Origin of the sequence: Enterobacter sp. BIDMC 26, assembly GCF_000534435.1 — a bacterium.
In the GTDB taxonomy this organism is placed as follows: Bacteria; Pseudomonadota; Gammaproteobacteria; order Enterobacterales; family Enterobacteriaceae; genus Enterobacter; species Enterobacter ludwigii.
Window position 1 is genome coordinate 2501615 of record NZ_KI973182.1, and the last position, 13878, is coordinate 2515492.

Consider the following 13878-nt stretch of genomic DNA (forward strand, 5'->3'; position numbering starts at 1 on the left):
TCAATTCCTGTGGATTTAACCGCAAAGTACGGCGGCGCGGGCAGGATCGGCAGCGATCAGCCCGGCAAGTAACTGGTCCATTACGGGTATTAGTCGGGCCTTATCAGCCTCACTGCGACCGGCTTTCAGGCGCAGGAGTTTCAGATGGCGGGCGTGGACTTCAAACAGCAGTTCTGGCTCCCACTCAGTGAGAGTGACCTCGCCAGCGCGCACGCCCAGCTCAGCAAACAGATGCACCGCCAGTTCATTTTTTCCGTACTGCTCCGCGATACGCCCCATCAGCAGGCGCAACAGCCACTGCTGTCGGGCAGTGGTGACGCCAGGGCGGTTCTGTAGCCAGGCCAGCGCCATATCCGGGCCTTCATTGTCCGCCAGGGCCATCGCTTCCGGCTCCAGTGCCAAAATGTCATCGTTGCCGCCGGACATCCGTGCCAAAGCTGTGTCATTACCCCACCCGCCACTGGTATCCAGCACGCTTTGCTGGATCCAGTTCAGCGTCACTTCATCCGCAAACGGGGTACCGTCACTGAAGGCAAGCGTTTCGAGCCCGGATAACCGGGCCAGCAGTCCTTTCAGGTCAGCGGCAATGATGTCGGCCAGCGCCTCCTTGCCGGACTTCGTCAGCGCCTGATGGATATACCATTGCAGATCCAGCCACAGGTGATTGGCACCGCGGGAAAACGTGCTGTCTGCTGTTTCCAGCATCTCAGCCCAGTTCTGTTGCAAGTAGAGGCGTTTGAGCAGAGCTCGCTGGTCCGCTCTTGGTGGTTCGATGCGGGTACGACCCTGCGCATCCGGGGCAGGAATGGCCCGCAGGGTATCATGGCGCAGGCTTTTCATCAGATGGTGTGCTGACAGCCAGCCATCAGGCTGCTCTCGGAGGTATTCAGTGAGTGTGCGGGCCTGGGCCAGCAAATCCTGGCCTGAAGTGATTCGCCCGATTGACGGCACATCGCTGTGACTCACTGGAGGAGGGTTTTCTCCTGCGCTGGCATTCTGCGGTACCACGGCATCCACACCGCCGGCTTTCTGCAGACGATTCTCCAGCGCACCGTACAGCGCATTAAGTTCCGGCCGTGTTTCATCCGGCTCATTTTCAGTCAGCTGCGCTATCAGCAGCAACGCCCCGGTAGTACGCACAGCCTCTTCCCTGACTACTTCCGGGTACAGGAAAAGAGAGTCAGTCATGCGCGAACCCGCCAGCCACTCCAGCGCCGCCTTACGGCTGCGGTCACGCTGCGGGTGCAAATGTGTACCAAAGCGCTCCAGCATACCGGCCAGCAGTTCGAGTCCTTCTGCCAGCCCCTGTTCACCCTCGCGGTGCAGCTTTGCCCAGCAGTAGTAGGTGGCAACACGGATATCTTTGGCAGTCGTGGTCAGCAGTTTCTCTGCAAGCCGGCAGATGAGCTCAGTATCCGCACCGGAAAGTTTGTTAACCTCCTCGCGCATCTGCTGGAAATCATCGTCATAACCCGGGTCTTCGCCTACGGGGGATGATCCGGTCAGCGGCAGCAGCCAATTATCCCACTGCGCCACATGCTCACGGGTAGCGGCAAGCAGTGGTGCCTGCTCTGCCTGACAGGTACTGAGTAAGGCATTTAGCGTGCTCATCAGTACACCTCTCCGTCGTCACTGGACACGTCTGCCACCGGGTCTGACGATGCGACACCGGTGGTACTGAAGATGGTTTCCGGCAGACGGAAATTACGCAGCTTCAGCAGTGCCAGCGGGCCTTCTCCCGCTTCGGTACGCAGAGTGTAATTGAGCGAGCGACCATCCTGCGCTTTCCAGCTCAGGCTGTAGCTGCTGCCCACGCCCGGATAGGCTTTAACGCTGGCTTCATCGAGCAGACGGATTAGGCCCCAGTGCCCCGGTATATCCGCGTACTGACGGGTCCCGGCCTGAGTACTAATCCAGCTCAGGTTCGCGCCGGGGGCTTCCGTATCTGCAGGCCACGTGAAGCGCTTCCACACCGGCATTTGATTCACGTAGGTCAGTTTCTGGCTGTCAATAATCATGTCGGTCTGCATCACGCCATCAGCGGTGCCCGGACGAAGCTCAAAGTTCATGCCAGCATTGCCTTCCGTGAAGGCCACATCCGAGATGTGGCTCAGGGTGTTGATGGCATTGAGGAATGCTGGATTAAACACCAGCCCCTGCGAATTGATGCTGTCCGGTACCCAGTGGTTGCCCTCTTTATGCAGCACGCCCTTAAGACGGGTCTGCAGGAATTGGGCGATACGCCCGGAATCGGCATTCAGATATTTAGCCAGCAGCGGCAGAGAAACATCACTGCTGGAGTTATTAAACGGATAACGGCCCCCAAATGCACTGTTCCACTCCGCCACCACCGCCTGCTGCCATTGGGTATTGAGGCTGTCGGCCGCCGGGGTCAGCACCTGCTGCCAGGCCTGCTCCATCGGGTTTACAAACACCGTGCGACCGAAGCCACTCCATTCCTGACCCAGACCGGCGGCCATCAGGCTGCCGTAGTCACGGGTTTCGGTGAGGTCCACGGCTTTGCCCTGGAATACGGTCTGGGCAATGGTCTGGGTCATTGCCTGCGGGTCAGCGGCATTGGTCACCTGCTGCAGGCGCAGACGCACCTGCGTCACGCGGGTCAGGAAGGACTGCAGACTTTGCTCCTGTACACCTGAACGGTTCTTGTCCATCAGCGCCAGTACCGGGCCAAAGGTCGCATCCAGCGGACCATGAACGCCGGCACTCTGGTCAATGGCATCATTGTTATCACCGCCGAGCAGATTTTTGGCCGATTTCACCAGGGAATCCGAAATGGCTTCGCCCGTCTGCCCGGTACGCCCCTGCACATTCAGGGTGTTCATCAGCGCAACCAGAGGTGACTGACGCACATCGGCCATCAGGGTGAGCTGGTCAATTGAATCAGACAGCGTGGTGGCCCGGTTCCAGCGCAGGCTGTTCAGAAATGCCAGCCAGGCTCCGCCAAAGTCAGCAAAGTACCGCTCCGTCAGGCGCTTTTTCAGTGCTTCCGGGGAGGTTTCGTCCTGCGTTTTCGCCTGACGCCTGCCGTCAGTGAGCACCCAGTCGAGTTCGTCCCGGCGGGCCTTCACGACCTTCTCGATGGCAGGCTGCACCGCCTGCTCCCAGGCCTGGCGGATAAACATCCCCGGCACGACTTCATGAGTGCTGAACAGACGGGATGCATCGGTATCGCCGGTTATGTCTTCGAGGCGCATATCGACATACAGGTGTGCCACCCCGGAGAGCATCTTCTGGTACAGAGCCGATTCGCTGTTACGTACTCCCATCAGGCGAACCAGCAGGGAGCGGGCCTGGCTGACCATGTTTTCATCGGCACGGAGTTTCCACTCCGGGTGCGCGACCAGCTGCGCGCCCCAGAACGACAACAGAGACGGAGCCATCCCCAGCCAGACACCGTCTTTCACACCGTTACGCTTCGGCCAGTCGTTCAGCAAAGCAGAGCTGAACCAGGCAGCATCCATATGCTCCGGACGCGCCAGCATCAGGTAGAGTTTGAGCTGGTCATACGTGCTTTTTGCCATCTGTTCACGCAGCGGGCTACCCGGCGGCAACGCATTAAAGGCACTGACCTGCATCTGCAAATGGTCAGCAGCCGCATCCCGCAACAGCGGCAGAGCGCTGTCCTGATAACGTGGCCAGAGGGCTGCCAGCAGGGCGTTATTCTGGCTCAGCCCAGCCTGCTCGTACCACGGCACGCCGTGTTCAGACCGGTACTGCAGACGGGCCAGCGTTTTCTGTAGCTCAGACAGCGCGTGCAGACGCTGTTCCAGAGGCTGGTTTTGTCGTGCGGCAAGTGCAGCCTGGGCATTCGCACCGTCAATCTGGCTGCGGTTGGTCACGTACGCTGTCCCCATCCACGCCGCCCAGCCCACCATTGCCACGGTGACAGCAGATGCCAACAGCTTACGCCATGGAATGCCTGGCTTGCGCGGACGCAGTCCGGCAGGAAGAGTCCGGACTGACTCCGGCAGAACCTCCCAGCGATTATCCATGCCCCAGTGATGCGCCACTGCGCGCTCAGCCCCCGCAGAAGGCTGGCTGAACACCACACCGGCCAGCGGCAGCGGTCGGTACGGATTGAGCATCACCGACAGCGGTGTGGTCACGCTCTGTGGCTCACGAATGAGCTGGTCGGCAAGCGCCAGTAAGAAGTTATGTTTCACTTCACCGCAGGTCTGCTGCAGGCCCAGTGAGGTCAGTTCCGGCGCCAGGGAGGACAGTTGTTCTGCCAGCCCTTCGGTACGACAACCGGCAGGCAGCAGACAGCCGGCTGCCTGTACAACCCGTCCTTCCGGCTTACCGGCGCGCGGGTGCAGGGACCAGACATACAGCGGGATCTGCCAGCCAAGCGCTTCCATACGTGCGCTGATGGCGTGAGACAGGGAATCCATGGTGCTTTCTGACGGTACCGGCAGCGGCAGCTCCAGCCCAGGTGCTGACAGCTGGTCAAAGGCCGAGGTGACCCACACCATGCCATCCACCGGACGGCGGCGCAGTTTGCGCAGTGCGGTCAGCCAGGCACTGTCTGCTGGCGTGTTGAGGTCACCGCCCCACAGCAACAGTGTGCCACGGTCTTCCTGCCAGAGCTGGCTGGTGAGGCCGGGAGTGAGCTGTTCCACTTCGCTGGCAGTGCCGGTGATGATCAGAACACGGATTTTGCTGGCCCAGTTGCAGTTATAAATAGTGCGAAGAGACTGGTGGATTTCTTTAACTACATTAGAATGTAGGTTGTTATTATGTTCATATTCTGGCTGTTCTGGTTTCATCCCTCTCAGGAATTTAAATCTCTGAATAAAACTTTTAGAGACCAGCCCGTCCCATAACCGCACAAACAGCGAATCAAATAGCAAAATCCCAAGACAGACAGCGGTCACGATAAGCGATGCCATCATTTTTTGTTCTTGCCCGGCAAGGCGTACAAACGGATTGTTTAACCAAATTAATCCAGCACTCACGCTAATAATAATTGCAACAATGAGCCAGATGCTTATCCGTTTTTTCTTTATCATGCTGTTTTCCTTCAACACTCTTCCTGACGCACAATCGCCTGATGCGTGGTTTTATCGGTCATTATTACCCACTGCGGTTTACCAGATGTCATGGCGTATTCACAGGCACAGAGCAATGCAATATTTCCCAATGACGCTCCGGGGTTACCAAATAAATCATCTGGCATATAACCTTCGATCTGACCCGGAGAATAACCAAGCCTTTCTGACTGCTGAATTAACCGCGTCATAGCCCCTTTATCGACCCGCCATCGCCAGAGCGTATGTGCTTCTTCCGCAGACAGCTTTCCCCAACGCAACATATCTTCCAGGGTACTGACATCCTCCGTGGCGATGACGGGACGATGAATGACGACCTCAGGTTTAACATCATGTTGAACAAGCCACGCCGGAGAGGCCAACAACAGTGCCGATACCGATTCAGACTGATAATCCACGGGATCAACAAATAAATTTATTTCAACAGAAAGCATCAGCACCTTTTCATGCTGGTCAAGCAAAGCATCTAGCCACATAATGCCATCGCCTTCTTGCTCTACCACAATTGAATCCATGTGATATGTCGCCGGAAATATCGCCTGCCAAATCTGTGTGATTTGCATATTATCCAGAGACCCGTCGTGACGGAGACGAACAGACAATCTGTCTGCGGGTAGCACCGACAAATCCGGCTCCAGCATGCGAAGAAGCTGGGTGATATATCCGGTTAACCTTGTACTGTAGCCTTCCTTTAGGAAGTGCGAAGTGGAAGGCTCAAGTCGGGCCGTAGTGAAGGCCTGCTGAAAATGGGCAAAATAGGTTGATTGTAACTGACTACCATGATTTATGAGGGCGGAAGCAAGTTTATTACAGGCAATCGGAGTGATATACGCTTTCCCCAGTAGGCCTGCCGGACGCCGTCCTCTCTTCACTTGTATATCATGCTGCTCCTGATGAAGATGATTCCAGTAGTTCACGCGATCACGTTCATTTTCATAAGCGCGTAGCCGAAAGGCATAACAGGCCAATCCAGTAGACAGCGGTATGACAAAAATGCAAAACCAGAACCATGCGGAATGCGTAGACATTTTCTCCGGCCATAAATAAAGCGCCAGTATTCCCCCCAGTACGGATATCAGCACAATAGTAATAAACCACCGGAATGCTGAAGGTGGTTCAGGAAGCGGTATTTTCTCTGGTATTTTTTTTAATTCAATGGGCATAGCTAACGCCTTCCGGCATTGGGGAGAGAGCAAATCAGTGAGCAACCACAACCGCAGAGATGTCCGTGAAGTGCAATCGGTTTACCATTGATTTTTGAACCCTCATCACCTTCCGCAATCGTCGTTATGCCGTGAGCGGAACATGATACTTTATCGCCAAAACAGGATACCTCTTTTCCCTGAAATTTAACGCTACTGCTGCCTTGCAAGACTTTCCCACCACTTGATATGGCATCACCAATTCGAATAACTCCTTGCATAATCCATCCTCGTCTACAACATTTATTTATTACCAAAAAGAATCGATTTTAATCATTAACAATGATGGTCGGAACTGAAATGAGAGTCACTACCTCCTGATGAGATAGTGATTCAATTTAAAATCAATCCGGATTGCCGCCAGTTACGCTTCGCTATTTTGTAGCATACTGTTTTTATTGGAAATATAAAAAATTAACAGGCATAACCCTCCAATAACCGTTCCGATATACCATGCAGGCAACAAGCAAATATCAAATGCAATTTGTATTTTTATGTTGTTTTTGATAACACCATAAAGACCTATCACAGACAATAATATAATAATAAAAGGAAGAAGTGTTGTGAGTGCGGTAAATGCCGCCACCTCGGGAACAAATGATGCCATCACACCACTGAGTAAAAATCCCAGCAAACCAAGAAAAACACCGATTACAGAACAAAAACCATTAATGATACGCGCTATTACATTCATAGAAAATCCTTTCCTTATATAAAAACATAAAAAATTGGAATTAACGATTTAACATTCATAAAACAGTTACTAAAAAATGCATACTCCTGTCATAATTGACTTCCATCTATTTTTTGGCTATGAACTACGAAGCAAACCGTTTTATCACCAGTCATTTCAGCATCTGGTTTACTGATGTATCTGGCGACCATTAAGCCTCCCCCCATAAATCTGCACCACGTATGACAATCGTATAATTTCCCTTCGTAAAATTTATGATTTCCCCGCCCCTTAGGGTTCTTTGGAAATAGGAGTGTTGGTATTAGTCAGGATCGAACTAATCATTCGTTCACTCCAAAAATTACCTGTCATATCGTAAATACCAGAGGGGATGAGTGGATGACTATTACAGGCACGCTGTCATAGTTCCAGTAGTCAATTCTATCTATTTTTACACTATCATCGCGATCGAATACTCAGAAAGTATTAATAACGCGATTAATGCTATTTATCTCAAGCACACCATTATTGTCTCCACTAATAAATGTCTACCCCGACTACGGGCCGCATATGTCTTCTGGGCTTCGTCGAAACAATTCACGGTAGACCAATGAACTTGCCCAGCTGGGTACAATATTTATTCGCATCATTCCAATCCATATACGCAGGCGTATAAGGCAGATTATTTAATGCATTTATTCACTTTTGTATCAGTGCATTGTTGGTTTTTTTAGTGACCGATAATTAAGTTTTAAATAAAAATGGTATTGCTGATGGATGGTTTCAAATTTACTGATGAATTAGCGGGTGAGTGTTATATTATGCTGCTTACTATCCTTTTGGGTGTCGAGCTGAATCTTTTTCCGGGCTATATATTGCCCCGAAGCCCTCATCAACTACCTGGTGAATCAGGCTCTGTAATTCCGCGCTGTGCTGCTGGTTTTGCCCCGAGTCCAACGCGGGTTTTGTGAACGCATCATTATCGCAGGCGCTCAACAGTAGCGGAGTCAGTAGCAAAAAAGCCATTCGAGCTATCATAATAGACTCCCCCGTTACTTCACTGGCTGTGGACTGTTAACGACACAGCGAACCGTCGTTATAAAGGTAACTTTTGTATCCTGGCTGCGCTTAAAACGGGCGACCGTCAAGCCGTTAAAGGGACCTGAAGTTCCCGCACCACGCAGCACCTTCTGATATTTTTCTTCTGCATCGTAAATCCCCTCACGACGCTTAAATACCGGTTTTTCTGGTCCCTGGGGGTCAACAACCGGGGAATTCTTATAATAATCTGGATCATACCAGTCCTTGATCCAGTCATAACCATTACCTGCCATATCATAGAGCCCCAGTGGGTTGGGGGGATAACGATCCACTGGCATTGCTGTATCTATTTCAGTACTAAGCCCCATCTTCCGGGCAAACTCCTTACGATCCAGAGAGCCGGAAATATTAATCCCACGCTGGATCCCATCCATCTCCAGTACACCGCTATTGGTTCCAGCAATAATGAACTGCCCCCGGTTGCGAGCCGCATACTCCCACTGGGCTTCGGTTGGTAAGGCAAACGGCAGACCGCTCACCTTACCCAGCCAGGCACAATATTTCTCCGCATCGTACCAGTCCATATGCGCTGGCGTATCAGGCAACTTATTTAACGCATCCATTCGCTTTTGCATTAATGGATTATTATTTTCTCTTAAATACAGTTTATTTAGTTTCAGGTAAAGCTGATATTCCTGATTGGTGGTTTTAAATTTACTGATGGAATAGTTGCTCAGCGTCACCTTATGCAGTGGTTTACTGTCCTTTTGGGCGTCGAGTTGAATCTTTTCTGGGCCGTATTTTGCTCCGAAGTCGCCCATCAGAAAATTACCGCCTTCCACAAACACCAGATTTGCTTTTACCTGACGAATCAGGCTCTGTAATTCCGCGCTGTGCTGCTGGTTCTGCCCGGAGCCCACAACTGGTTTTGTAGTTACATTATTATCGCAGGCGCCCAACATTAGCGGAGCTAATAGCCAAATTCCATATTTGTTCATAATTATCTCCTTAAGCCATTCGCGTCATCGTCGCTTCACTGGGACCAAACTCGCAGCGCTGCGGAAAGTGGGGATTCGGCGCACGGTTCAGGTTATACCAGCGAGTGTTATTCATCGCCAGCGCATAGCCCCAGGAGAGTTCCTGCCCGGTTTTCAGACGGAGGTAGATTTCTGATAGCTCCTGTGCCGCAAGTTCAGCGGCCCTACGTTTCATATCCTGGTCACGATTAAAGCCTTCCCGAAGAAATTCAAGTAACTGTTGTTCCTGCTCTTTTACCACCAATTGCTTATCGCCAATCTGCGCCAGATCAGAACCATCTTTACTACGATGGCACATCACCTTAACCCACTCACGCCGGGTCTGGATGCTACAGAGTACCTGAATAATTGCCTCTTTCCGTTCAGGATAGATATCCAACAGCAAGCTGCTGCGGTTTTCTGGATCGACATGATCCCACTTTCCATGGCGGGTCAACAGATAGAGTAAAATCCCCTTGGCCTCCGGGGTATAGGTTAATAGCCGCTCCGGTTTAGCAATAATATTTGCGGCTAACTGATTACGTTTTTTAGAAGCCTCAATATTTATTTTATTATCATCAATTAAATTTAACATGAAAATTTTAAATTCAACTGCAACGTCACCAGCGTCAGACATTAATTCATTATATACTTGATATATATCTTTTTTTAAATCAGCCAGTTGCATCACACATATTCGGGTAAAAGTTTTAAAAGCGTCCTCAAATACCAGGTCTAAAAAGCGATAGTCCAGGGCAAATAGCTGATAGGCCAGCCAGCTTCCAAACTCCAGCAAGGCTTTCCCCCCCACTTCACAAAGAAACGCCCCTTTTGCTCCGACTCCGCAGCACAAGCTGGCAGCAACCTTAAAGCAGAATTTACCATTAATAAAGGTACACAAGAATTTAGCTCCTGCACCAATCCCCGCCAGACCCCCAATGCTGGCACCAATAGCAGCAAAATCGGTAAATTCCCCTACCGTTTTGGTGATAGCCGTACTATCCGCAGATGGCGCAGGCGTGGGCTTTAGCCATTGAACGGCGCCCTTTAGCGAATACTCCGCACTCGCACCAGCAAAGGCATTAGCAGTAATTGAAGCCCCTTCATCTTCTTCTTTCATCTGCTGGTAAAACTGACTGCTGCGGCCTGACTGACGTTCCTGAAAGCGCGGTAGTCGTCCCCGTGGCTGACCAGTAACAATCTGTTGCTCGTTATCCTTTACCATGACCTGAAGTTGGGCCTCGACCTGGGCTGACGCACCAACAAAACCAATGAGCTGATTTTCAATATATATTCGCACCACCCCCATGTTAAAACTTGTCGGAGTCTGTGTAGCAGTGTTGCTGTCAGCCTCTTTTTCAGGCGTATATTTCAGCTCCCAGCCCAGTCGGTCAGGAATAAAAAATTCTGCACAACCAATACCTGATGCAACAGTTAAAGTCCCTTTTGCTTCACCCTTAATTTTGACGCTCCCTTCATTAGGGTTAAATTCTGCCTCGGCACCGATATTAGAAACAAAACGCATGAACTGAGCAGCCCCCGACACATCTACGCCATTATCAAAGGCATGACTCCCCGCCAGACTTTTATTCCAGCTATCCGCCCAGTCAAACAGTGTTTCATCCACATTATAGTCATTCAGATCGACGTAATCTTTAAGTTCAAGTTTTATCGTAGGCAATATCTCTTTGGTCAACTGCTCTTTCAGCTTTTTGGTATCAATCTTTCGGCGGCCGTGACCGTCAACAGTATAGATACTCTCTTTTCCGGTTGCTGTGTCCTTATTCTTCAGCGAGACAGTACGCCACTTCTTTTTAGCCCCGGCCTGAGAACGCCCGCCGGAACGTTCAGAATAATAGCTTTGGCGGGCATAAGCATAACGCCGCCCCAGTCGCTGATTACCTGGTTCCCTTCCGCGGGTATCGAGTAACGGGAGCAGTTCCACCACATCCTGATATCCCATATTACTTGTTTCTCCCTCTGCGAGTTTTTCCAACAACGCTTCCCGCTTTTTTTCCAGCGTAGTTTCTGCGGCAACAACCTCCGCAATGAGGGAGTCAATATCTATACCAGCTTGCTGTCTTTGCAGCCCATATTTCTCTACTGCGGAAGAATAAGCATGGTTTGCCTGATGAAATTCATCAACATGCCCCATCATCTCCAGACAGTGAGTTTCAAAATCGCCCGCATCCTGTGCAGGGACAACAATAATTTCTTCAGTTTCAGGACGGAAATAGAGCACGCCTGATTCATGACAGACTTGAGTAATGTTATTTTCAGATTTACTTAGCTGACATTCAGCATTCGCTTTAGTATCCATACTCTGGCCACCTTATTTATTCAAAAAATAGCTTAATATTCTGTGGGTCAATACCATAGTGTTTTTGCGTATAGCCATTTTCGTCAGTCCTGCCACAAACAATTTTGCCCTCAGGCGTTTCTATTCGATATGCCACCCAAGGTTTAGGTTTTTGAGTGACCTTGTCCACAACCTGAAACCCACCGCTTACAGGGAATTGATACTGCGGATCTTTTACTGTTGCAGGCTTCAGCGCCTGTTCAAGAGAGGCCCCACCACCCCACAGAATATTTGTACTTTTCAGATCGATTTTTCCGGGCGCTCCAATTTCCACAGATCCATCTTTGATTTTGATATAAGCACCGCCTTTACTGGTCAGGATAATTCCTTCTGCCGCATTCAATACAATTTCACCGTTAACACTATTAATGGCCATCTGCTGATCGGCCTGAAGTCTCATAGCATCAGACTGTGCCTGAATATCTACTTTGCCCCCTGCAGCAATGATCTTCATGCCCATTTTCTGGGCAAATAAGCTGATTGCTTCACCCGCCGCAACGGTCAGCCGTTTGAAAATCGTCATATCCGTATTTTCACCTGCGGTGGCCGTAAGGGTGTGGCCTGCGGTAAGTTGAATATTTTTAGGCGTAGTGACCCCAATCCCCGCGGGCGCAGACAATAATAATCCGGCTTCTTTAAGTTGATTCAGTGTCAGGGCAAGCTGCTGTTGCGAAGGGATATCCGCGTCCAGTGCCCCGGAAGTTCCGGCACTTTGTGCCAGAGCGGTGACCAGCTGTAGCGCACTCTGTAACTGGGCGACAGCCGCATTCATATCCAGCATTACACCCTGTGCTTTTGGTTGATTATCCGCCGTAATAAACACACCACCACCACCGCGAATGGAAACGTGTCGGTCAGTACGTAACTCAGCGCCTTCGCCACGAAGTTCGCGGGAAGCGTTAACGTTGTGCCCTAAATTCAGTTGGGTCTTACCTCCGTATTCTGTACTGAGCTTGACGTGCTCTTCGCCGCGCTTGTCCTCCATCCGCAGTTTATTCAGGCCAGCTGTGCGGATAACGTTACGCGTGCTGTTGGCTTCAGTGACGTGGTCAACGTGGCGGGAGTCGTGGAGGGCGTGAGCGATGTATGGACGGTCCGGGTCACCTTCATGGAACGCAATGGCGACTTCAGTACCCTGTATCAGCGGAAAGTGAAAACCGTACTTGTCGCCTCCATAAGGTTTGGCAAAGCGTACCGGCATACTTTCCATGCCCTGACGCTTGTCGTCACGGTCAGCATCAAATTTCACCCGGTACATGCCTGATGCATCCTGCCAGGCGTAGATGTCGTTATCTTTGGCGCTGGTCACGCGGGCCGTCAGGGTGCCGCTGACCACCGGGCGCTTTTTAGCAGCAGGCCGCCAGCAGCGGTTCTCGTAGTAAGGCATCGCTACCCATGCCACCTTCAGGGCATTCTTACGGCTGGCAGAGTAGCCAGTGCGGATAATAACAACACCGTTCTCCGTTTCGCGGGGCAGTGTTGGTGGGATAGCCATTTCGGTGATGGTCAGCACCTGCGCCGGCCCCAGGGTGTGGTCGGTGCTGCTGCCGGTTACCGTGGTCTGGGTGGACAGAAAGCGCTCATGCTCCAGGCGCGCCCAGAAGTTACCGGTTTCTGCCGCCGGCGTGATTTTATCGCCACGTTCAAGGTGACGTGGCCGGTAGTGATACACATCACCGTAAGTATTCCCCTCCCCGTCGCCGCGGGTCATGTCAGCCGGTACTGAAGTCAGGATGTTCTGGGCTTCACGGTGGTTATAGTCACTGGCCGTGACAGAACGCTCCACCACGTTCTGCTGAACGTTAACGCCCCACACCGATTCGGCAGCATTATCATTCATCCCTGACGGGCTGCTGAGAGGTAGCGATTTGCCAAACGTCCAGGCGCTCTGCTTGTCAGCAAAGTGCACCACTTCAGTTTGCGTGTCCGGCTGCAGAGTGAAGAAGTAGAAAATCCCAACCTCGGCCAGCAGGCGTTCGATAAACTCCAGGTCACTTTCCTGGTACTGGTTTATCTGTTCCCGTTTTGGGTAAGTTTGTTTAAGCTTGAACTCATACTCCCATCCCTTCAAACCATGCTCGCCAAGAATTTGCTCTACCACTTCCGGCACTGATTTGTTGACGAAGAAACGGTGAGTACGAAACTGCTTGTCCAGTAAGGATATAAAAGGTTCCAGAATAATTTCATATGTAACCTGATCGCGTGAACCGGTCAGACGTCGGAAATTTGTCACTACACCATGAACAATTTTACCGACCATAGAATTAAATAGTTCCCCCACCCCCATGCTCAGCGTAACGGTTTTACTCAACATCATTTCAGCCGTAATGTCCGGATGTGAACTGGTAAAACGAATAGTATAATGATAAAGAGCACTCATTTGTTCTAAACCATCAAAATGTTCCACATCTAATGGATAAGGACAGGAAGGAATATCGAGTTTATAGCGATTAAGGATACCCTCTGTCATTTTAAATATATCTTCCATTTCTATAACTCCTGTCCCGGGCCAGAATGA

8 protein-coding genes are annotated in these 13878 nt (G+C 51.0%); all 8 read right to left on the minus strand.

Going from position 1 to position 13878, the window contains the following annotated elements; all coding sequences use genetic code 11:
• Nucleotides 1-15: 15 nt before the first annotated feature.
• Nucleotides 16-1611: a type VI secretion system protein TssA gene (gene tssA, locus L462_RS11645; RefSeq protein ID WP_032678629.1), complete on the minus strand. Its 1596-nt coding sequence runs from the start codon at nt 1609-1611 to the stop codon at nt 16-18.
• Nucleotides 1611-5030 carry an ImcF-related family protein gene (locus L462_RS11640; protein ID WP_072031451.1) on the minus strand — a complete coding sequence of 1140 codons (3420 nt, stop codon included), beginning with the start codon at nt 5028-5030 and terminating at the stop codon, nt 1611-1613. Before L462_RS11640 ends, tssA begins: the two co-directional genes overlap by 1 nt.
• 11 nt (nt 5031-5041) lie before the next feature.
• Nucleotides 5042-6232: a hypothetical protein gene (locus tag L462_RS11635; protein ID WP_032678631.1), complete on the minus strand. Its 1191-nt coding sequence runs from the start codon at nt 6230-6232 to the stop codon at nt 5042-5044.
• 2 nt (nt 6233-6234) lie between these two features.
• Nucleotides 6235-6492, minus strand: a complete 258-nt coding sequence (locus tag L462_RS24405) for a PAAR domain-containing protein (RefSeq protein WP_072031452.1) — start codon at nt 6490-6492, stop codon at nt 6235-6237.
• 143 nt (nt 6493-6635) lie between these two features.
• Nucleotides 6636-6965: a hypothetical protein gene (locus tag L462_RS11630; RefSeq protein WP_032678632.1), complete on the minus strand. Its 330-nt coding sequence runs from the start codon at nt 6963-6965 to the stop codon at nt 6636-6638.
• A gap of 1031 nt (nt 6966-7996) precedes the next feature.
• A complete protein-coding gene (locus tag L462_RS11620) occupies nt 7997-8983 on the minus strand; it encodes a formylglycine-generating enzyme family protein (protein ID WP_032678634.1) in 987 nt (328 codons plus the stop codon).
• A gap of 10 nt (nt 8984-8993) precedes the next feature.
• Nucleotides 8994-11321 (minus strand): hypothetical protein, encoded by a 2328-nt coding sequence (locus L462_RS11615; RefSeq protein ID WP_032678635.1) that lies wholly within the window; start codon nt 11319-11321, stop codon nt 8994-8996.
• A 16-nt stretch (nt 11322-11337) separates the two neighbouring features.
• Nucleotides 11338-13848, minus strand: a complete 2511-nt coding sequence (locus tag L462_RS11610; protein ID WP_032678636.1) for a type VI secretion system Vgr family protein — start codon at nt 13846-13848, stop codon at nt 11338-11340.
• Between the last annotated feature and the right edge of the window lie 30 nt (nt 13849-13878).

Excerpts from the sequence above, each read along its gene's own strand:
- L462_RS11610 (WP_032678636.1), bottom strand. The coding sequence starts at position 13,848 with ATGGAAGATATATTTAAAATGACAGAGGGTATCCTTAATCGCTATAAA.
- L462_RS11630 (WP_032678632.1), bottom strand. The coding sequence starts at position 6,965 with ATGAATGTAATAGCGCGTATCATTAATGGTTTTTGTTCTGTAATCGGT.
- L462_RS11635 (WP_032678631.1), bottom strand. The coding sequence starts at position 6,232 with ATGCCCATTGAATTAAAAAAAATACCAGAGAAAATACCGCTTCCTGAA.
- L462_RS24405 (WP_072031452.1), bottom strand. The coding sequence starts at position 6,492 with ATGCAAGGAGTTATTCGAATTGGTGATGCCATATCAAGTGGTGGGAAA.
- L462_RS11615 (WP_032678635.1), bottom strand. The coding sequence starts at position 11,321 with ATGGATACTAAAGCGAATGCTGAATGTCAGCTAAGTAAATCTGAAAAT.
- L462_RS11620 (WP_032678634.1), bottom strand. The coding sequence starts at position 8,983 with ATGAACAAATATGGAATTTGGCTATTAGCTCCGCTAATGTTGGGCGCC.
- tssA (WP_032678629.1), bottom strand. The coding sequence starts at position 1,611 with ATGAGCACGCTAAATGCCTTACTCAGTACCTGTCAGGCAGAGCAGGCA.
- L462_RS11640 (WP_072031451.1), bottom strand. The coding sequence starts at position 5,030 with ATGATAAAGAAAAAACGGATAAGCATCTGGCTCATTGTTGCAATTATT.